17 protein-coding genes and 1 pseudogene are annotated in these 19015 nt (G+C 70.2%); 12 read left to right on the top strand and 6 right to left on the bottom strand.

What is annotated here, in order from left to right:
• Nucleotides 1-46 precede the first annotated feature (46 nt).
• From ccsA to HY049_09915, 6 genes are all read left to right on the top strand, one after another.
• The gene (gene ccsA / locus HY049_09940) at nucleotides 47-691 is read left to right on the top strand and encodes a cytochrome c biogenesis protein CcsA (protein ID MBI3449221.1); all 645 of its coding nucleotides are present in this window, start codon (nucleotides 47-49) and stop codon (nucleotides 689-691) included.
• Nucleotides 688-855 carry a CcmD family protein gene (locus HY049_09935; protein MBI3449220.1) on the top strand — a complete coding sequence of 56 codons (168 nt, stop codon included), beginning with the start codon at nucleotides 688-690 and terminating at the stop codon, nucleotides 853-855. The genes ccsA and HY049_09935 overlap by 4 nt, the downstream gene beginning before the upstream one ends.
• 65 nt (nucleotides 856-920) lie before the next feature.
• On the top strand, nucleotides 921-2657 hold the full coding sequence (gene ggt, locus HY049_09930; GenBank protein ID MBI3449219.1) for a gamma-glutamyltransferase: 1737 nt from the start codon (nucleotides 921-923) through the stop codon (nucleotides 2655-2657).
• Nucleotides 2647-3183 carry an LOG family protein gene (locus tag HY049_09925; protein MBI3449218.1) on the top strand — a complete coding sequence of 179 codons (537 nt, stop codon included), beginning with the start codon at nucleotides 2647-2649 and terminating at the stop codon, nucleotides 3181-3183. The genes ggt and HY049_09925 overlap by 11 nt, the downstream gene beginning before the upstream one ends.
• The gene (gene lepB, locus HY049_09920) at nucleotides 3180-3971 is read left to right on the top strand and encodes a signal peptidase I (protein MBI3449217.1); all 792 of its coding nucleotides are present in this window, start codon (nucleotides 3180-3182) and stop codon (nucleotides 3969-3971) included. Before HY049_09925 ends, lepB begins: the two co-directional genes overlap by 4 nt.
• 60 nt (nucleotides 3972-4031) lie before the next feature.
• On the top strand, nucleotides 4032-4220 hold the full coding sequence (locus tag HY049_09915; GenBank protein MBI3449216.1) for a hypothetical protein: 189 nt from the start codon (nucleotides 4032-4034) through the stop codon (nucleotides 4218-4220).
• 30 nt (nucleotides 4221-4250) lie between these two features.
• Here HY049_09915 and nadB read toward each other — a convergent pair whose 3' ends face one another.
• Complete coding sequence (gene nadB / locus HY049_09910) at nucleotides 4251-5930, bottom strand: L-aspartate oxidase (GenBank protein ID MBI3449215.1); 1680 nt, start codon at nucleotides 5928-5930, stop codon at nucleotides 4251-4253.
• Between the two features lie 150 nt (nucleotides 5931-6080).
• On the opposite strand from nadB, the gene HY049_09905 reads away from it, so the two are divergent.
• Nucleotides 6081-8282, top strand: coding sequence for a hypothetical protein (locus HY049_09905; GenBank protein ID MBI3449214.1), 2202 nt, complete (start codon nucleotides 6081-6083; stop codon nucleotides 8280-8282).
• On the opposite strand, the gene HY049_09900 is transcribed toward HY049_09905, so the two are convergent.
• The gene (locus HY049_09900) at nucleotides 8235-8549 is read right to left on the bottom strand and encodes a hypothetical protein (GenBank protein ID MBI3449213.1); all 315 of its coding nucleotides are present in this window, start codon (nucleotides 8547-8549) and stop codon (nucleotides 8235-8237) included. The two genes, HY049_09905 and HY049_09900, sit on opposite strands and share 48 nt — an antisense overlap.
• Before the next feature lie 112 nt (nucleotides 8550-8661).
• Here HY049_09900 and HY049_09895 point away from each other — a divergent pair, with 112 nt between their 5' ends.
• From HY049_09895 to HY049_09880, 4 genes are read left to right on the top strand one after another with little or no spacing between them, the layout of a single operon-like run.
• Entirely contained in the window at nucleotides 8662-9699 is a 1038-nt protein-coding gene (locus HY049_09895; protein MBI3449212.1) for a tetratricopeptide repeat protein, read from the top strand.
• Nucleotides 9696-11135, top strand: coding sequence for a DnaJ domain-containing protein (locus HY049_09890; protein ID MBI3449211.1), 1440 nt, complete (start codon nucleotides 9696-9698; stop codon nucleotides 11133-11135). Before HY049_09895 ends, HY049_09890 begins: the two co-directional genes overlap by 4 nt.
• Nucleotides 11132-11857 (top strand): ABC transporter ATP-binding protein, encoded by a 726-nt coding sequence (locus tag HY049_09885; protein ID MBI3449210.1) that lies wholly within the window; start codon nucleotides 11132-11134, stop codon nucleotides 11855-11857. Before HY049_09890 ends, HY049_09885 begins: the two co-directional genes overlap by 4 nt.
• Nucleotides 11854-13602, top strand: coding sequence for a hypothetical protein (locus HY049_09880; protein MBI3449209.1), 1749 nt, complete (start codon nucleotides 11854-11856; stop codon nucleotides 13600-13602). Before HY049_09885 ends, HY049_09880 begins: the two co-directional genes overlap by 4 nt.
• A 13-nt stretch (nucleotides 13603-13615) precedes the next feature.
• Here HY049_09880 and HY049_09875 read toward each other — a convergent pair whose 3' ends face one another.
• From HY049_09875 to HY049_09865, 3 genes are read right to left on the bottom strand one after another with little or no spacing between them, the layout of a single operon-like run.
• Nucleotides 13616-14992, bottom strand: a complete 1377-nt coding sequence (locus HY049_09875; protein ID MBI3449208.1) for a hypothetical protein — start codon at nucleotides 14990-14992, stop codon at nucleotides 13616-13618.
• Nucleotides 14989-16668, bottom strand: coding sequence for a glutamate formimidoyltransferase (ftcD, locus tag HY049_09870; protein MBI3449207.1), 1680 nt, complete (start codon nucleotides 16666-16668; stop codon nucleotides 14989-14991). The genes HY049_09875 and ftcD overlap by 4 nt, the downstream gene beginning before the upstream one ends.
• The gene (locus HY049_09865; protein ID MBI3449206.1) at nucleotides 16668-17918 is read right to left on the bottom strand and encodes an FIST C-terminal domain-containing protein; all 1251 of its coding nucleotides are present in this window, start codon (nucleotides 17916-17918) and stop codon (nucleotides 16668-16670) included. Before HY049_09865 ends, ftcD begins: the two co-directional genes overlap by 1 nt.
• A 72-nt stretch (nucleotides 17919-17990) precedes the next feature.
• On the opposite strand from HY049_09865, the gene HY049_09860 reads away from it, so the two are divergent.
• Complete coding sequence (locus HY049_09860) at nucleotides 17991-18344, top strand: YgiT-type zinc finger protein (GenBank protein ID MBI3449205.1); 354 nt, start codon at nucleotides 17991-17993, stop codon at nucleotides 18342-18344.
• An 18-nt stretch (nucleotides 18345-18362) separates the two neighbouring features.
• Here the strand turns inward: HY049_09860 and HY049_09855 are convergent.
• Nucleotides 18363-19015 (bottom strand): annotated as a pseudogene (locus HY049_09855) (DUF1259 domain-containing protein).

Here is a 19015-nt window from a genome sequence, read left to right as displayed (position 1 = left end):
CCTGAGAAAGGCCCTCCCGTTCGTCCTCCCCGCCATCCTCGGCCTGATGGTGGTGAAGGGGCTTCACGGCGCGTTTCTCGAGGCGCCGACCGAGAAGGTGATGGGCGACGTCCAGCGGATCTTCTACTTCCACGCCCCCGCCGGCATCATCGCCTTCCTCGCCTTCGCCGTCACGGGGGTCGCCTCGCTGCTGTACCTCTGGAAGCGGGCGCTGATCTTCGACGTCGTCGCGCACGCGAGCGCCGAGATCGGGCTCCTCTTCTGCACGATCGTCCTCGTGACCGGCCCTCTCTGGGCGCGTCCGGTGTGGGGAACCTGGTGGACGTGGGAGGCGCGGTTGACGATGACGCTCGTCCTCTGGCTGATCTACGTCTCCTACGTTCTGGTGCGCCGGTACACGGACAGCCGCGATCAGCAGGCGCGCTTCTCGGCGGTGCTCGGCATCGTGGGGGCGCTCGACATCTACATCGTCTACCGATCCGTCACCTGGTGGCGCGGGCTGCACCCTGTCGTGCTCCAGCCCTCCGGCGGCGGCGGGCTCGACCCCGACATGCGGGTCGTGTTTGTCTTCTGCATCTTCGTCTACCTGATGCTCTACGCGTGCCTGATGGCGATCCGGATCCCCATCGGCACCGCGGAGGATGAGCTCGCGGCGCTCCAGGAACAGCACGCGAGACGGAGGAACGCGTGAACGACAACTTCTGGTACCTCTTCTGCGCCTACTCCTTCATCTGGCTCGCCGTCGCCACGTACCTCGGAGTCCTCATGGCGAAGCAACAGGCTCTGAGGCGCCGGATCGACGATCTCCGGGGAAAGCTCGGGATGGATCGCGGCGGCGACGCGGGCGGCCGGTAGGCCCTTCCGGCCTCGAAGGGAGGCGCGCGGCGTGTGATATCGTGCGCCCCCCTTCGGAGGATCCCATGCACCACCTGACGCGCCGCGCGGGCCGCGGCCCGCGCCCTCGAGGAATCCGCATCGTCGCCGCGACCGCCGCGTCGTGGCTGGTCTTTCCGGCCACGCTCCTCGCGGCGGTCCGGCCCGCGCCATCCGCACCGCACGCCATGGTCGCCACCCCCGAACCCACCGCCGCCCGCGTGGCCCTCGACATCCTGCGCGCCGGAGGGAACGCGGTGGACGCCGCCGTCGCCACCGGCTTCGCGCTCGCCGTCACGTACCCTCAGGCGGGAAACCTCGCCGGAGGCGGGTTCCTCCTCGCGCGCATGGCGGACGGCCGCGTCCTGGTCGTGGACTATCGCGAGACGGCGCCGGCCGCCGCCCGCCGCGACATGTTCCTCGACGCGAGCGGGAAGGTGAAAGAGCGCGCCAGCACCGAGGGGGCCCTCTCGGTCGGCGTTCCCGGGAGCGTCGCCGGCCTCGCGTTGGCGCGCGATCTCGCCGGCACCATCCCCCTCGACCGCCTCCTCGCTCCGGCGATCGATCTCGCCGGCACCGGCTTTCCCGTCCCCGACGGGCTCGCCGACGACCTCGCGGAGTCGTCGGCCCGCCTCATGAGGAACCCGGCCGCCTCGGCGATCTTCTTTCCCGACGGCAGGGCGCCCGCGCCAGGGCAGGTGCTCGTCCAGAAAGATCTCGCGAAGTGCCTCTCGCGGATTGCGCGCGAAGGTCCCCGGGCGTTCTACGAGGGGGAGATCGCCTCGGCCTTCGCCGCGACGATGAAGCGGGGCGGCGGGATCCTCACCTCGGAGGATCTCGCGCGCTACCGGGCCGCGCGGCGGGAGCCCATCCGCGACACGTACAGGGGCCTCGACGTGATCTCGGTCCCGCCCCCATCCTCGGGAGGCGCCCTCCTGGTCGAGATGCTCCACATGCTCGAGCCGTTCGATGTGAAGGGCATGGGTGCCGGCTCGTCGGCCTACGAGCACCTCGCCGCCGAGGTGATGAAGCGAGCGTACGCCGATCGCGCCGAGTTCATGGGGGATCCCGACTTCGTCCGGATCCCTCTCGCCGGGCTCCTCTCGCGCGACTACTCGAAGCGATCCATGGCGACGTTCGACCCCCAGCGCGCGACCCCGGCGCGCGACGCGGGCCCCGGAAAGCCCTCCTTCCAGGAGTCGGGATCGACCACGCACTTCACGATCGCCGATGCGATGGGCAACGTCGTCACGAACACGTACACCCTCAATCGGTACTTCGGGAACGGAGAGATGGTCGACGGGTGGGGGTTCTTCCTGAACGACGAGATGGACGATTTCAGCGTCGCCCCCGGCGAGCCGAACCTCTACGGCCTGGTCGGCGGCGAGGCGAACGCGGTCGGCCCGAACCGCCGGATGCTCTCGACGATGACTCCGGCGATCCTTCTCAAGGACGGCCGCCCGTACCTGGCCCTCGGCACACCGGGCGGAAGCCGCATCGCGACGATGGTGCTGCGGGTCATCGTCAACGTCGTGGACTTCGGGATGGACCTGCAGGCGGCGGTCGACGCGCCGCGCTGTCATCACCAGTGGCTCCCCGACCGGATCTCTTGCGAGCGCGACGCGCTGAGCGCCGACGTCGCCGAGGCCCTCAGGAAGCGCGGCCACGAGATCGCCCCGACGGGGATGCGGGGGGACATCCAGGCGATCCTGTTCGACGGTGCGTCGGGGGCGCTGCGGGGGGCGTCGGACGCCCGCGGATACGGAGCGGCCGTTGGCTACTAACGTCGCGGTCTTCGGCTCGTCGGAGCCGCCCCCGGGGGACCCGCTCTACGAGTCCGCGCGGCGCGTCGGATACCTCCTCGCCAGCGCGGGCTACGGCGTGGTGAGCGGCGGGTACGCGGGCGTGATGGAGGGGGCGAGCCGCGGCGCGCGCGAGGCGGGAGGGACGGCCATCGGCGTCACGACGCGTGATTTCGCGCGCGGCCGTGGCAACCCGTTCCTCTCCGTCGAGCACCAGGAGCCCAATCTTTTCGAGAGGACGCGCCGGTTGATCGAGCTCAGCGACGCCTATATCATCCTGCCCGGCAAAGCGGGAACTCTCGCAGAAGCCGCCTTCCTCTGGGCCCTTCATCGCGCGGGTCTCCTCGGCGGCAAGCCCATCGTGATGACGGGCCCCTTCTGGAACGGTTTCGTCGACGATCTCGTCCGCCGAGATCTTCTCGCGCCCGGCCAGGCCGAGGCGACCGCCCACGCCGCGACGCCGGAAGAGGCCGTCCACATCGTCGAACGCCTGAGGAACCCTAGATGACCGCCGAAGCCCTCCCGCTGACGCAGCCCCACGAGCCCCCGCCGAAGGGGATCCTGAGGGATTACTTCGAGACGATCGTCATCTGCGTCATCTTCGTCGTCGGGGCGCGCGCCTTCGTCTTCCAGCAGTCGAAGATCCCCACCGGCTCGATGATCCCGACGCTCCTCATCGGCGACTACATCGTCGTGAACAAGTTCATCTACGCGCCGCGCGCGACCTCGATCGAGAAGACCCTCCTTCCCGTCCGCGATGTGCAGCGCGGGGACATCATCGTCTTCAAGTACCCCGAGGAGCCGGAGAAGGACTACATCAAGAGGATCATCGGCCTTCCCGGCGAGGTGCTCGAGATCCGCGACAAGACGGTCTTCATCGACGGCAGGCCCCTGGATGAGCCCTACAAGGTCCACGAGACGGCGCTCAGCCAGGACGAGTGGAACCGCGTCAAGGAGGGAGACAGCCCCGGCCGGAGCGCGGCGGGCGCGCCGCCCAGGGGGTTCCAGAGGTTTCGGACCGACGAGCACTTCAACTTCGGGCCCTTCATGGTTCCCGAGGGGTCATACTTCGCGATGGGCGACAACCGCGACAACTCGAAGGACAGCCGCAGCTGGGGTGCGGTCCCGCGCGACAACATCAAGGGACGCGCCTTCGTCATCTTCTGGTCGTTCACCGGCGAGGAGGGGGACTACACCCGCACGGGGGTCGTGGAGCGCACGAAGAGCGTCGTCAACAAGGTGCTCCACTTCGTGACCAAGTCGCGTTACCGCCGCGTCTTCCGCCTCATCCACTGAGAATTGGACCGGGCGGCGCCATCTGCTAACATGGCCGCCCTTGTTCGGAGGCCGTTTCCCATGCCGACCATCACCCAGGACGTGCTCATGTACCACCGGCTCCAGAAGGACGCCGAGCCCGCCGAGGTCATCCTGACCGCAGGCGACCAGGTTCACATCATCAAGGAATGGGCGCGGCACTACCTGATCAAGATCGGGGACGGGAAGATCTTCAACATCCCGAAGGACTACGTCGACCCGAGCTCATAGCGCCCGCCGGGGCGCCTCCTCCCGCGCCTCTCACCCGGGCAGTTGCGCCTCCCGCGCGGGGGCCGCCTCGTAGGACGAGCCTTCCACTCCAAGCAGGAGAGATCGCCGCCATCGGGCGTCGTCCCTCGCGGGATGATCGAGCCGGTGGTGGGCGCCGCGGCTCTCGGTCCGCGCTGAGGCGAATGTCGCGATGAGCGACGCGACGACGAGCAGGTTGCGCGCCTCGATCCCCTGCCGCGTCGCGTTCCCGGGCTCCGGGCGCCGCGGAAGCGCTCGCAATCCGGAGGAGGCGCGGGTGAGCCCGGCCGCGTCTCGAAGGAGCCCCACGTCACGCCACGCGATATCGCGGAGCCCGGCGAGGACCTCGCCCGCGGCGGCGATGGAGACGAGCTCCGGACCGACCTCGGACACGATCCCATCCGCGCACAATGCAGACGCCGACTCCCGAATCCCGGGTATCTCCCCGGCCCACCTGGCGCCGCTCCCGGCGAGATCGTTCGCCGCCGCCTCTCCTGCCCGGGCGCCGAAGACGAGCCCTTCGAGAAGCGAGTTGCTGGCGAGCCGGTTCGCGCCGTGGACCCCGGTGCACGCCGCCTCCCCGACGGCGTAGAGGCCGGGAAGGGTCGTGCGCCCCAGGAGGTCGGTGGCGACCCCTCCCATCATGTAATGCGCCGCGGGGCTCACGGGTATCGCCCCTCGCGTCATGTCGATCCCGTGCTCGAGGCACGTCCGGTGAATCCGGGGAAAGCGCCGGGCCATCCTCTGCGCGTCGAGGTGCGAGACGTCGAGCGCGACGCTCGTCGCTCCCGACTCGCGCATCTCGCGCGCGATGGCCCGGGCCACGACGTCGCGCGGGGCCAGCTCCGCCCGCGCCGGCTCCAGCTCGGTCATGAAGCGCCGGCCGCCGCGCCCCCGCAGGTGCGCCCCCTCGCCGCGCAGCGCCTCGGAGATCAGGAATCGGGGCGCTCCCGGGATCGCGAGGCACGTCGGGTGGAACTGGACGAACTCCATGTCGCGGACGAGGGCCCCGGCGAGCCACGCCATGGCCACGCCGTCCCCCGTGGCCTGGGGGGGGTTCGTCGTCTCGCGATAGACCTGGCCGGCGCCGCCGGACGCGACGACCACGGCCCCCCGCTCCGTCCGGAGCTCGCCGCTCCCGCCGAGGATCCGAACACCCGCACAGCGTCCCCTTTCCACGATCAGATCGAGCGCGAGCGCTCCCGCGCGGATCTCGATCCCGGGAAACGCCGCCGCGGCCCCGAGGAGCGCGCGGACGATTTCGTGCCCCGTGGAGTCGCCCCCGGCATGGACGACGCGCCGGGCGCTGTGCGCCCCCTCCTTCGCGAAGGCGAGGCGATCCCCCTCGCGATCGAACGTCGCGCCGCGACGCATGAGATCCGAGACGCGCCGCGGCCCGTCCTCGACCAGGGCGCGCACCGCGCGCGCGTCGCAGAGCCCGTCACCCGCGGCCATCGTGTCGCGGAAGTGGAGCTCGACGTCGTCCTCTCCTTCGTTGAGCGCGACCGCGACCCCTCCCTGCGCGTTCTCGGTCGCGCTGTCCCGGATGGAGTCCTTCGTGACCAGGAGAACCCGGAGCCCGAGCCGGGCGGCCTCGATCGCCGCCGAGAAACCGGCGACGCCACTGCCGATGACGACGAGATCCTGGCCGCGAGAGGGAGGGGACTCGGGGGGGGGTGGAGGGGGGATCATGGAGTTTCCCGGGATGTTCCCTGCTTCTCCGGAGCGTTCAGTCTATCACGCACTTTTCCGTTCCATCCATTGACTCCCGGAGCCGGCGTCCTTTATAATCTCCCCGCCTCTTGATGCCGATCGGTCGCGCGCAGGACCCCACGGTAGCGGATGAGCCCAACCGAAGATTCGCCAAGCGGACAGATCGAGACTCTTCGATTCGCGCGTCTCCTCGCCCGCTTCTGGGAACAGGGTTTCACCGGATACTTCCGCGCCCGCTCCACCGTCCGCCCCGGCGTCACGATCTCCAAGGAAATTCTCATCGAGCGCGGCCGCGTCGCGTGGGCCGCGTCGGATGACCCCGAGGAATCGATACGGGTTCACCTCATCAACCGGGGGATGCTCCGCCCGGATCAGTGGCGCCTCGCAGAGGAGAAATCCGGCGCGTCGCAGGTCCGTCAGACCCTCCTCGATCTCGGCTTCCTCACCGCCCGTGAGCTCCAGGAGGCCGACCGCGAGCGCGTGACCGCTCTCGTGCTGGGCCTCTTCACCTGGCGTGAGGGACGCTATGAGACCATTCCCGGCCCGCTCCCGCACGGGACTCCCAGCCTCAAGATAGATCCGCGGGACCTGGTCCTGGAGGGTCTGATGTCGTCCGGCGACCGGGGTCGAGTCCTGGACGAGATCGGCACTCTGGACGCGGTGCTGATCGTCCGGCCCGACGATCTCGTGCGCGCCTCCCTCAGCATCCCCGTCGAGCTCGCGGGACTGATGGGCAAGGCCGACGGCACGCGAACCGTCGCCGACATCTGCGCGCTCTCCCCCCTGTCCGATTTCCTCATCTCGGCCGCCTTCGCCGCGCTGAAGGTCCTCGGGTTGGCGCGACCGGTGGAGGGAGGCGCCACCGCGGCCCCTCCCGCGCCTCCCATCCCCGAGCCCGAGCGACCCCCCTCCCGCAGGCGCGCACAGCCGCGGGAGAGTGCGGCGCGGGAGAGCGCGCCGAGGCTGCCGCTCTCGGAGTCCCCCGCGTCCGAGGACCGCGGCGAGCCGGGAGATTACGAGACGATTCCCATGGCCGCGACTCCGCCGGGAGGGGTCCGGAAGTCGGCGCGCCCGACGCTCCCTATTCCGCTTCAGCCCCCCGCGACCACCCCGCTCATGGCCGGAGCATCGCCCGCGGCGGCGGACGCGGAGGGCCACGATTCTGGAACGCGGCCGATGCCGGTCCTCCCCGCGCGCCTGTCCATTCCCGATCCCGAGGTCGTCTCCGCGACGTACGACGAGCCGGTCATCCAGATCGAGCGTGCCCCCGAAGCGGAGCAAGTCCGTCCTGCCCTCGGCCGGGATGACGCCGGCGGGCAAGCGGACGAAGAGGCGGGCGAGGCGATGATCGAAGGCGCCGAGCGCGAGACGGAGGTGGCGCTGAAGCCGGGGATTCCCGTGGCGCCGCTCCTCGACGACGAGGAGATCGAGGACGCGATCCAGCTGTTCGACACCCCGCCCTCGACGGAGAGTGATGCGACCCGCCCGATTGAGATGGCGAGCGAACCCGACGACGTCAGCGCCGCGCCGGAGACCGACGAGGCGACAGAAGAGCCGGTGACCGAGGAGGAGGCTCAGGCGGAGGACGCCTCCCCTGCGTGGGTCTACGAGCCGTCGCGCATGCCGTCCGAAGCGGCCCACCCCAGGCGGTGGGCGACCTGGGGCGGACTCGCGGCGGCGTTCGCAGGGCTCGCGTTCGCGCTGGTCGTCCTCTTCGGCGGGGCGCGGGGGAATCCCGAGGAAGCCGCGCCGCAGGGCACGGGGCACGCCCTCCCGCCCGCGGCCGTGGTGGCCCCCGCGGCTTTCGCGCCGGAGACCGCCTCCCCTCCGGAGAACACGGGACAGGCGATCCGGGCCGCCTCGCTCGATATCCCGACGACGCCGAAAGCCTCCCCCGAGCCAGAGAGAGTGAACCCCCCGCGCGTCGAAAGAGCCCCGAGGCCGGCGAAGGTGAAGCCTGCCCCACGAGTTGCCGAGGCGCCGCCAGGCTCTATCTTTTCGAGCGGCGCGTTCAAGGAAGGTCGGCGGCTGATTGACTCCGGGGCCTACGGCGATGCCGCCGGCAGGTTCGCGGCCGGGCTTGGCGAGCGCAAGGGCATGTATACTGTTCAGCTCGCGCTTGCCTGTGAGCCGACGACCATTGCGCGCGCCGCCGGGTCAACTCGTGGAGCCACACAGTTCTTCATCATCCCGACGAACTTCAAGGGGCAGGCCTGTTACCGGATGCTCTGGGGGATCTTCCCGAGCAAGAGCGCTGCGGAAAGCGCTCGCGCGGGCGTCCCGTCATCCTTCCTCAAGGATCCCCATCCTCCCGTCGCCACGGGTCTCTGACGGCCGGCTCCGAGCGCGGCTCGTCGCTCTCGCCGCCCTCGCCGCCGCGGCGATCTCCTTCCCGGGCGCATCGCACGCCGACACCATCCGGCTGAAGAACGGCGCGCGCGTTCCCGCGGCGCAGTGGTGGGAGCAGGACGGCGAGATCAGGTACCGGCGCGCCGGCGGCGTCATCGGCATCCCGAAGGACCAGATCGACAGGATCGAGCGCGACACGGCCGGGGCGAGCGCGCGCCCGGCGGCCCAGCCTTCTGCTGCCTCTCCCACCGCGGCCGCGCCTCTCGTCCCCCCGATCGAGCCCCCCGCCGCGCCGGCGGGAACCCCCGAGGCGTGGCGGCAGCGACTCCGGGTCGTCGAGGCCGCTGTCGGCAGGCCCGGCGTGGACGAGCGCGCCGTCAAGCGGGAGGAGGCGATCCTCCACACGCTTCTAGGGAACGAGGCGGCGCGATCGGGGGACCTCGACGAGTCCGAATCCGAGTACCGGCTCGCCGTCGACGCCGACCCGAACCTCGCCGCTCCGCTGCTCAACCTCGCCCGCGTGCGCATGACGCAGGGGCGCAACGACGACGCGGAGTCCCTGATCCAGAACGCGCTGGTGCTGCGCCCCGGGGATGCCATCGGCCTCGCCCTGCTCGGCGAGGTCGCGTACCGGACCGATCGGCTCCCCGAGGCGATCGACCTGTGGGAGCGCTCGCTGAAGGTCGAGACCGACGCCGCGCTTCAGGAGAAGCTCCAGAAGGCGAAGCGCCAGCTCAGCGCCGAGGCCGACTTCTTCCGCGCGGGGGCGGCCCACTTCACGCTGAAGTACGACGGCGACCGGGCGTCCCAGGATCTGAGCCGCGAGATCCTCGATCACCTCGAGGCAGAGTTCGGAGAGCTGAGCTCCAGGTACAACGTCTACCCCGCCTCGATCGTGATCGTCACGCTCTACTCGCGCGACGCGTTCTTCGACGTCACGCGCTCCCCGAAGTGGGTCGGCGGCCTCTTCGACGGGCAGATCCGGGTCCCCATCGGCGGCCTCTCGCACCTCACGAACGAGGCGAAGAGCGTCTTCACGCACGAGCTGACCCACTGCATGGTCTACCACAAGACCCACGGCAACTCCCCGCGCTGGCTCCAGGAGGGAATCGCCCAGTGGCAGGAGGGGAAGACCACGGGGCGTGCGGGCAGGGACCTCGCCGCGAAGTTCGCGCGGGCCACCCCCGCGCAAATCGACGCCGACTTCTCCTATCCCCTCGCGCTCTCCCTCGTCGAGTACTTTCTGAAGACGTACTCGTTCTCCCAACTGCTGGATCTTCTCGACGCGCTCGGCCGCGCCAACGACATCGGCGCGGCCCTGACCTCGGCGACGGGCGAGGGGTACGAGGCCTTTCTGACGTCCTGGATTCGCGACGTCGCGGCGGGAGGTGCCTCGTGAGCGAGGCCGGCCCGGCGCTCGCCCTCAGCCACCTGCTCGCCCTCCTCTCGCGCATCCAGAGATCCGAGGAGAGCGGCTCGTTGATGACGCGGGGCGCCGAGAGCGGCGTCCTCGTCTTCGAGCGGGGGCTGCTCCTGCGCGCGGTGAAGGCGGGGGCGCCGAAGCCCGCTCCGGGCGCGCCGCCCGCGGGCTCCGGAGACCCGAAGGTCCGGGAGGCGGCGCTCGCGATCCTGATGAGCTCGCTCGCTTCCGACGACGAGGCCGCCTTCATCGCCTCGACGGCGAACGCGACCCGACCCGGCGTCGCCGCCGCGCGGCTGAACGCCGCCGACCTCATCCTCGATCTCACCGCGGCCGCGATCTATCCCGGACAGATCCGCCGCGAGATTCCGGGGGAGACGAAGCTCCGACACAACGACCCGCCGCCCTCCATCTCCCCGCGGACGTCCCTCACGGCGTCGCAGGGATTCCTGATGTCCCGCGCGGACGGCTCGTTGACGATCGACGAGATCGTCTCGGTGAGCCCGCTCGACGCCGACGAGACGCTGAAGTCCCTCTACGGGCTCGTCGCCGCCGGTGTCCTCCTCGCGCCCAGCGCCCCTCTCTTCACGGCGGAGCCTTCGGCCGACACGCGCCCCGTCCGGAAGGCCTCGGCCCTCGACGCGTTTCTGAACCGGACGGCCGTCGCCGCCGCCCGGGCCGGCGCCGACGGCCTCTCGATCGAGGAGGAGCGCGCCGAGCTCCAGGCGCGCATCGAGGCGTGCGCCGGCGTCGACCACTACGCCGTCCTCGACGTCGAGAAGAGCGCCGACGAGGCCGCGATCCGCAGGGCCTACTACAAGCTGGCCAAGCGATTCCACCCCGACAAGCACCGGCGCGCCGAGATCGAGGATCTCCTGCCGGGGGTCGAGGCGATGTTCGCGATGACCACGGGGGCCTACAACACCCTCACCGACGCGGTGGCCCGCGCGGAGTACGATCGCGAGATCCAGGCGAACGCGGGCGCGCCGAAGGCGCCCGACGCCGATCTCCCGACCCAGGCCCGCGAGAGCTACTCCCGCGCGCGCAAGCACCTCGAGGCCGAGGAGCTTTTCGATGCGCTGCGCCTTCTCGAAACGGCGACGCAGCTCGACCCCACGAAGGCGGACTACTGGCTCTACCTCGGCGTCGTCCAGACGAAGAACCCGAAGTGGCGCAAGAAGGCCGAGGAGAGCTTCCTCCAGGCGATCGCGCTCAACCAGGGGATGGCGGCCGCGTACCTCAACCTCGCCCGCCTCTACAAGGGCGGCGGCCTCATGAAGCGATCTCACGAAGTCTATGAGAAACTGCTCGCGTGGGACCCCGAGAACGGCGAAGCCCTCGTCGAGCTCGGCAGGAAGGCCCCCGCGAAAAAAGCAGGGAACAAATCCGAGAAGAAATCGTTCTTCGGCCGATGATCGAGGTCCAGGATCTCACCAAGCTCTACGGCGATTTCCGCGCCGTCGATTCCCTCTCGCTGACCGTCCCGGCCGGTGAAGTCCTGGGCCTCGTCGGGCCCAACGGCGCCGGGAAGACGACCACCCTGAGGTGCCTCGCCGGGATCATCCCGCCGAGCGGCGGCCGCATCCAGGTGGGCGGCCACGACATCAAGGACGACCCCGTCGAGGCGAAGCGGCTCGTCTCCTTCATTCCGGACGAGCCGAAGCTCTTCGAGTACCTGACCGTCGAGGAGCACCTGAGGTTCGTCTGCCGCCTCTACGGCGTCGACGGGATGACGTCGGCCGCCGCTACGCTCCTCGAGGAGCTCGAGCTGACCGGACGCGAGAGGGCCCTTCCCCTCGAGCTCTCCCGGGGGATGAAGCAGAAGCTCTCGATCGCCTGCGGCCTGATCCACGACCCGAAGGTCCTCATCTTCGACGAGCCGCTGACCGGCCTCGACCCCGCCGGCATCCGCCGCATGAAGCAGACGATCGCCGCGCGCGCCGCCGCCGGGTGCGCCATCCTCATCAGCTCCCACCTCCTCTCCCTCGTCGAGGAGATCTGCCACCGGGTGCTCGTCCTCCACGGCGGGAAGAAGATCATCCACGGGACGCTCGAGGAGATCTCGGCGAGCGTCGGGGAGATCTCGAAGGACGCGACGCTCGAGGAGATCTTCTTCAAAGTGACGAAGACCACGTGATCGGCGTCCTCCTCGAGCTCCAGGCCCGCACCCTCAAGAACCGCCTCGTGACGCGCGTGAAGCGCCTCCGGCAGGCGCGGTACCTCGCAGGCAGTATCGTCGGGTTCGCGTACATCATCTTCGTCTGGCGCCCGTGGCGCGCCGTCAACGCCTTCGACATGATGCGGCAGCGCGGCATCGTCTTCCCGGGGGACGTCACGACCACGATCGAGGCCGGGCTTGCGGCGCTCGCTCTCGGTGCCGCGCTCCTCCGCTGGCTCTGGCCCGGGGCGAAGCCCGTCCTGGACTTCAGCGAGACGGAGGTCGCCTTCCTCTTCCCCGCGCCGTTGACCCGCCGCCAGCTCATCGACTTCAGCCTCATGAGGAGCCAGTTCGGCATCCTCTTCGGCGTCTTCATGCTCAGCTTCTTCGCCCTGGGGCGTATCGCGCCGTCGTTCCCCCGCGCGTTCATCGGCGCATGGATCGTCCTCGCCTCGATCCAGCTCCACTTCCTCGCGACGACGATCGTGCGGTCGAATCTCCTGACCCACGGAACGAGCGCCGTGCGCCGCACGTGGCCGGTCTTCGCGGCCGTCGGCGCCGTCGTTCTCGCCGTCGGCGCGTGGTGGCTCTTCTGGCTGCGGCCTCCCCTCGCCTCGGAGCACGGCCACATGGAGACGTATGCGGCGCAGATGGTCACGGCGGGGCCGCTCGCGTGGATCCTGCTCCCGACACGCCTCCTCATCCACCCGATCTTCGCGGCCGACCTGCCGGCGTTCCTCCTCGCCCTCGTCCCGGCCCTCGGGATCCTCGTCCTCAACTACGCGTGGGTCATCCGGTCCGACTTCGCCTTCGAGGAGGCCTCGGCCGATCGCGCGGCCCGGAAGGCCGTGGAGCGCGCGGCCCGTGCCGTCACCGGGAGGCGCGACGGGTTCAGGGTCCGCGCCGGCGACCGCCGCCCTCCCTTCGTGCTCGGGCCTCACGGGCGCCCCGAGGTCGCGATCCTCTGGAAGAACCTCATCGCGACCAGCCGCCTCATCTCGCCGCGGCATCTCCTGATTCTGATCGGGCCCGCCGTCGCGCTCACGATCATGTCGGCGCAGGTCGCGCGCCACGGGTGGGCCGAGGTCCTTCACGTCTTCGGGACGGTCTTCCTGGTCCTCGCCGGGGTGCTCGTCCTCGTGGGCCCCGGCCTCGTCCGCTCCGACTTCCGGATGGACCTCCGGATGATCGATCTCATCAAGACCTATCCCCTCTCGGGCCGGTCGCTCGTCCTCGGCGAGGTGATCGCCCCGGTCACGGTCCTGTCTCTCATCCAGGTCGTCTTTCTCACGATGGCGGTGCCTTTGATGAGCGGCGCGGCAGGGATCCCGACGGGGGGGTGGCTCGCGATCGCGATCGGGGCGGCGATCCTATCGGCGCCCCTGAACCTCGTGACGTCGCTCGTGCAGAACGCGGCCCTTCTCGCCTTTCCTTCGTGGCACCGCCTGGGGATGCAGCGGGTGCGGGGGATCGAGGCGATGGGGCAGCAGATGATCGCCGGCGTTCTCCGGCTCTTCGTCCTCGCGCTGACGTTCCTGCCGACGGCCGCGATCATGGCGGCGGCGATCGTCTTCGGCTGGCCCGTCTTCGGCGCGATCATCGTTCCGTTCGCCGCGGCGGCCGCCGCGATCCCGGCGATCATCGAGGGGTGGATGGGGATCGAGGCGCTCGGGATGTACTTCGAGAGGTTCGATCCGTCGAAGGAGATCGACGTCCCGACGTGATCCTCCCGCCCGCTCAGGGCTGCGGAGTTTTCGCCGTCCCGATCAGCTCCAGAAACTTCCCGTACGACTTCCCGTGCCGCAGCGGGTCGAGATCCGGGTCCGCCGCCATGTGCTCGCGGTCGGTGTACCCCAGCTTCATCGAGCGCTCGATCCACTCGAGGGCGCCGCTCTCGTTCCCGCGCCGCGACAGCGCGCACGCGAGGTTGTAGGCGGCGATCGGATCCGCCGGATCGAGATCGGTGACCTTGCGGCACGCGACCTCCGCCGCCGCGTAGTCGCTCCGCGCGAAGGCGGCCCGGGCATCCCGGCGGAGCCGCCACGCCTCGCGCTTCGCCGCGAGGTAGGCGTCGGCCGCGGGAAGCGTCGCCTCGAAGGCGTCGCTCAAGTGCGGAAGGTCCGGCAGCATCTTCGTCGCCTGGACGTAGAGCCTGAAGAACCCCGCCCCTCCCGACGCGAAACTGGAGGCCAGCGTCCCCCTCCCGAGCGCCGCCTCGATCGCGCGCGCCATCCCCTGCCCCACCACGTACGTCTCGCCGCCGCGCCAGAGGCCGGTCTGGATCAGCCTGCGGCAGGTGAGGGCGTCCTTGAGCTCGAGGCATGTCGTCCTGAGATCCTCGGTGTGCCGGAGCGCCGTCGTGAACCCGGCGAGATCGTCTCGGTGCTTCGCCTCGACGAAGGCGGCGTAGCTCCCCTGCGGGTACGGCCCCGCGAGAAGGCCGCTCTCCACGTGACGGGCGATCCCCTCCGAGTGAATCTGCGCCAGCGCGACGGCGAAGAGCCCCTCCGGGGTCGTCGCGTCCTCCGGGGGGCCGTCGAACTGCCGGTGGACGATGTGCGTCAGCTCGTGCGCGAGGATCCCCTCGATCCCGGCGAACCAGGGCGCCGTGTAGCCGTGGAGGAAGGTGAGGTTCATGTAGATGTCGTCGCGCGTCCTCCCGTCCCACGTCCCCCCGAGATGGAGCCGGACCACGGCGCGGATGGGCGGCGCGTCCGCGGGAAGGTACGCGGCCACCCGATCCGCGACGCGCTGCCTGATCTCCGGCTCGCGCGCCGTGATCTCGTCGAGCATCCGGATGAGGTCGCCGGGGGGATCGAAGGCGAGGCTCCCGAGCCCGTGCCCGCGGCGCGAGGCGTGGCCGAGGATGGCGTTCCAGAGGTTCTCGCGGAGCTCCTCGCGGGTCAGCTCCCCGCGGACGGCCCCCTGTCTGAACAGCTCCGCGTTCCCCGGAAGGTCGAGCCAGGCGTCGAGCGAGTCGTCGTCGATGATTCTCTTCTCGAGGAGACGGACGAACTCCTCGGGGACACGCCGGTCGATCTCGAGATCCACGGAGGGTGGCGCCGGGGACGCGCCGGCGAGGAGCGCGGCGAGCGCCCCGGCGAGGATGGTCACTTCGCGGCGGCTCTCAGCTCCCGTTCCACCCGGGCGCGGATCCCGGCGGCGCTTCCCTTCGCCGAGGCGAGCGCCGCATCGGCCTCGCGCCGGAGGGCGCCGGCCCGCGCGGGATCGGTGACGCCGGGAAGGTTGATCACGACGTTGTCGAAAGCCCCTTCCGCCGCCGCGAGGGCGGCGAGGGCCGCGACGCCGGCGTCGCTGAGGGCCGAGGCGGCGCCTATTGCGGCGACCTCCGACGCGACCGAGAGGACTTCCGCCGCGCCGCGCACGACCGACAGCGGCACCTCGACGGCGCCGATCGTCGCCTCGAGGACCGCGGCTTCCTTCACCGCCTTCTCGCCGGGGGTCGCGGCCTTGAGGCGGCGTGCGGCCATCATCCGATCGAAGGCGTCGGAGTCGGCCTGGACCGAGGCGAGAAGCTGCGCCTTCAGCTCCGAGGCCCGCCCGCCGAGCGCCGCGAGCTTCGGCCTGTTCGCCTCCGCGTCCTTCCTTGGATAGGTGATCCCCGCGACCATCGCCGCGAGACCGGCCGCCAGCGATCCGCACAGCGCCGCGACCGATCCACCGCCCGGAGCCGGCGTGTCGGCCGCGACGTCGTCCACGAACTCGAGAACGGTGCGCGAGGCGAACCCCGCCGCGCCCCGGAAGCGGTGCTCGATGATCTTCTTCGACGGATCGAAATGCCCGACGTCGCTGAGGGCGAGCGACTGCCCGGCCATCTCGATGAGGTCGCGCTCCGGGACGGCCGGGCTCTTCCCCTGCCGCTCGCGGTAGTAGCGCCCCGCCATGAGCATCGCCTCGAGAGGGATGAGGCCGACGATCTCGCTTCCCGTCACGCGCAATCCGAGCGCGGCCGCCTGCCGGCAGACCTCCTCGAAGGCGGCGTGCGGCGGCGTGACGCGGTAGTTGGTCAAATTGATCGACACCTGCGCGCGGCCGTACTCGGGGATCACCCACCCCGTCGCGCGGCACTCCGTGAGCGTCCCCGGGATCCGGATCGCCTCCCCCGACGCGTCCACCATCGGCTTGCCGTCCGGTCCCTTCTTCGGCCTCCCCGCCTCGCGGATGTTGAGGGCAATCTCCTCGGCGAGGCGCCGGTCCTTCGTGTTGAGCGAGACGTTGTAGGCGATCAGGAACTCGCGCGCCCCGATCACGGTGGCGCCGGTTCCCGCGTGGAAGGCGGCCGGGCCGAAGTCGGGCTTCCACTTCGGATTTTTCAGTTTGTCCTTGAGCCCCTCGTACTCCCCCTGACGGATGTCGGCGAGGCTCCGCCTCTCCGGGCGCGACGCGGCGTTCTCGTAGAGGTAGACGGGGATGCCGAGCTCGGCGCCCACGCGCTTCCCGACGGCGCGCGCGATCTCCACGCACTCCTCCATCGTGACCCCCGAGAGCGGAACGAACGGGCAGACGTCGGTCGCCCCCATCCGGGGGTGCTCCCCGTGGTGCTTCGCCATGTCGATCAGCTCGGCGGCCTTCCGGATGCAGCGGAAGGCGGCCTCGGCGACCGCCTCGGGGGGGCCGGCGAAGGTCACGACGGTGCGGTTCGTCCCCGCGCCGGGGTCCACGTCGAGGAGCGCGACCCCCTCGACCCCGGCCGCCTCGGCGGTGATCCGATCGATGACGCCGCGGTCGCGGCCTTCGGAGAAGTTCGGGACGCACTCGACGAGGCGCATCACTGGAGGCTCTCCATCCCCTCCGCGGGGGTCATCTCGGAGACGAGGGTCATCACGCCGGAGTAGTTGTGCAGCCGGGCAATTCCACGCATGGACGCAATCTCGCAGAAGCCGAAGAACCCCGCGACGGGAAGCGCGTCGAAGGCGCGCCGGATGAAAGCGGTGTCGATCCCCTCCATGCCGTAGAGCCCCGAGCCGCGGGCGCAGCAGTTGAAGTAGAGGCCGAGGCGCGGCGTCGCGAGCGACCCGACCGCCGCCTCCTCGTCGAGCATCGCCTTCAAATCGTCGCGGGCGCTCATCGGATCCCGGAGGACGAAGCTGATCGTGTCCCCTTTCGCGACCTCCTTGCCGATGGTGATCGCTCCGCTCTCACCGTCCACGCCGATGATGTTCCGCACGATGTACCCGCCGCGGTCGAAGGAGGCCCCCGCGACGCGGTCGTCCACGGGGAAGCCGACGAAGATGAAGCCGGCGAGGCGGCTGACCTCCTCCCACAGCGACGGGCCGAGCGCCTCGGCGAGGGCCTGCACCGCCGGGCGGTCGCCGAGCTTCGTGACGACGTTCCCGTCGCACTCGGTGACGATGAAGGGCTTGCCGATCGGCCGGCACGCCTGCGTCACCCCGATGGACGAGCTCAGACTTCCCGACAGCAGCACCCCGGTGACGCCGTTCTGGACGACTTTCCCGCCGCACATCTGGTACGTCGCCTTCCCGGCGCCGTCGTCGGCCGCGCCGCCTCCGACGACCGGGATCTCGCCGAGAACGTCGGCGATCCCGGTGAAGAGGGCGTCGGGGTTGCAGTTGAGCGTGTCGGGGAAGACGACGAGGAGGGAGTCCCCCCGCCGGTACGGCGCGACGAGGTCGCCGATCTCGCGCCCGGCATCGCGGTCGCGTCCTCTCAGGTTCTGCACGACGAACGGCGCGGCGGTCGCCTGGTCCGACGCGAGGGCGAGGACGGCGACCCCTTTCTCCCCTTCAATCTCGCCTTCCGCGGTGAGGACGCCGGCACCCGAGCAGCCGACGAGGTTGCCGCACCCGGTGATGCGCCGGACGGAGGCGAGCATGTCGGGGTACTTCGCCGCGTGGTCGGCGGTCGAGAAGAGAAAGACGAGCCCGGCGCGCTCGAGGCGTGCCTCGGCCATCGCCGCTGAGGCTGCCTCCTCGGCCTCGGCCATCGCCGCTGAGGCTGCCTCCTCGGCCGCCTTCAGGCCGTCGGACTTCGCCGACAGGCCACTCCCCGCCCAAATCATTCCCGCTCTCCCCCGATTGCCAAAGGCCGCCGTCATCCTAGCAGAGCGGCGGCGGAGGAGTGGAGCGGCGAGATGGTGAACGTGGGAGTACTCTTGGCTGGAGAACGGCGACGAGCGAGAGGTGGATTGAGGACAGGTCGTGACGGGATTCGTGACGGCGCGGAGGGAAGAACCATGAAGTGCGACCAGTGTGGCGGAGACCTCGATTCACGGCGAGAGAACTACCTGTATGAGGAGTCGAGGTATCGCGGCGTCACCCTGCTCGACATCGAGGTCAGGCGCTGCGGCGGCTGCGGCGACTTCGAGGTCGTCATCCCGAGGATCGAAGAGCTGCACCGACTCCTCGCCGCGACGATGTCGAGGAACCCCCGACCCGCATGTGTCCACATGAAGATGGGGCCGAAAGGCTGGAGACAGGCGGCATGACTCGGAGCTGACCGCCTCCTACCTCGCCGCCCCCGCGTTCCCCGTCCGATCGAGCGCCGCGCGCAGCCCCTTCGCGAGATGGATCGCGACGACGTTGATGCCGGCGCCGCGAAGCGCCTTCAATACCCCTGCAATTCCGACTCGAGCATCGCGATGTCGCCGTCCACGACGGCGCTCGAAGGGCTCCCGGCGAAGGCGGCCCAGGTGTTGACCCCCATCGCCCCTCCCATCGACGCCCCGTGCATCCTCGTCTCGCGGCCGATGGTGACCTTGTAGACGCCGTCCTTGAGATCCCCCGCCGCACCGAGCATCGCGTCGAGCTTCTTTGCATCGAGCGGGTCGTTCGGACCGGCTTGGGGAGTTGGTGTGCTCCCCTTCCCGCCGTTCGTCTCCCGGATCGTGGCGAAGATCCGGCCTACCGCCTCCGAGAGCTTCGACTCCTCACCGGTGCCGCCGACGTGCATGAACATGACTCGCGGCGAGTCCCACAAGAAGTGGTTGTGGAGCGCGGTGACGTCGAGTCCGTTGTCGAGGGCCGCGCTCATCACGGGGTTCACCTGGTCCTCGAGGAGGACGAGATCTCCCATGACGGTCGTTTCGTCGCCGGTCTTCGTGAACGCGGCCCAGGAGGTCAGCCCCATCGAGGGGGTGAGCTTCACGCCGGCGACGGT

Source organism: Acidobacteriota bacterium (assembly GCA_016195325.1).
Taxonomy (GTDB): Bacteria; Acidobacteriota; Polarisedimenticolia; order JACPZX01; family JACPZX01; genus JACPZX01.
Note: the sequence above shows the minus strand (reverse complement) of the source record. Positions and strands in the feature narration are given on the sequence as shown.

What these genes read in the sequence shown, in the direction of transcription:
- ccsA (MBI3449221.1), top strand. Translation starts at nt 47, where the DNA reads ATGGTGGTGAAGGGGCTTCACGGCGCGTTTCTCGAGGCGCCGACCGAG.
- ggt (MBI3449219.1), top strand. Translation starts at nt 921, where the DNA reads ATGCACCACCTGACGCGCCGCGCGGGCCGCGGCCCGCGCCCTCGAGGA.
- lepB (MBI3449217.1), top strand. Translation starts at nt 3,180, where the DNA reads ATGACCGCCGAAGCCCTCCCGCTGACGCAGCCCCACGAGCCCCCGCCG.
- HY049_09915 (MBI3449216.1), top strand. Translation starts at nt 4,032, where the DNA reads ATGCCGACCATCACCCAGGACGTGCTCATGTACCACCGGCTCCAGAAG.
- nadB (MBI3449215.1), bottom strand. Translation starts at nt 5,930, where the DNA reads ATGATCCCCCCTCCACCCCCCCCCGAGTCCCCTCCCTCTCGCGGCCAG.
- HY049_09905 (MBI3449214.1), top strand. Translation starts at nt 6,081, where the DNA reads ATGAGCCCAACCGAAGATTCGCCAAGCGGACAGATCGAGACTCTTCGA.
- HY049_09885 (MBI3449210.1), top strand. Translation starts at nt 11,132, where the DNA reads ATGATCGAGGTCCAGGATCTCACCAAGCTCTACGGCGATTTCCGCGCC.
- ftcD (MBI3449207.1), bottom strand. Translation starts at nt 16,668, where the DNA reads ATGCGCCTCGTCGAGTGCGTCCCGAACTTCTCCGAAGGCCGCGACCGC.
- HY049_09865 (MBI3449206.1), bottom strand. Translation starts at nt 17,918, where the DNA reads ATGATTTGGGCGGGGAGTGGCCTGTCGGCGAAGTCCGACGGCCTGAAG.
- HY049_09860 (MBI3449205.1), top strand. Translation starts at nt 17,991, where the DNA reads ATGGTGAACGTGGGAGTACTCTTGGCTGGAGAACGGCGACGAGCGAGA.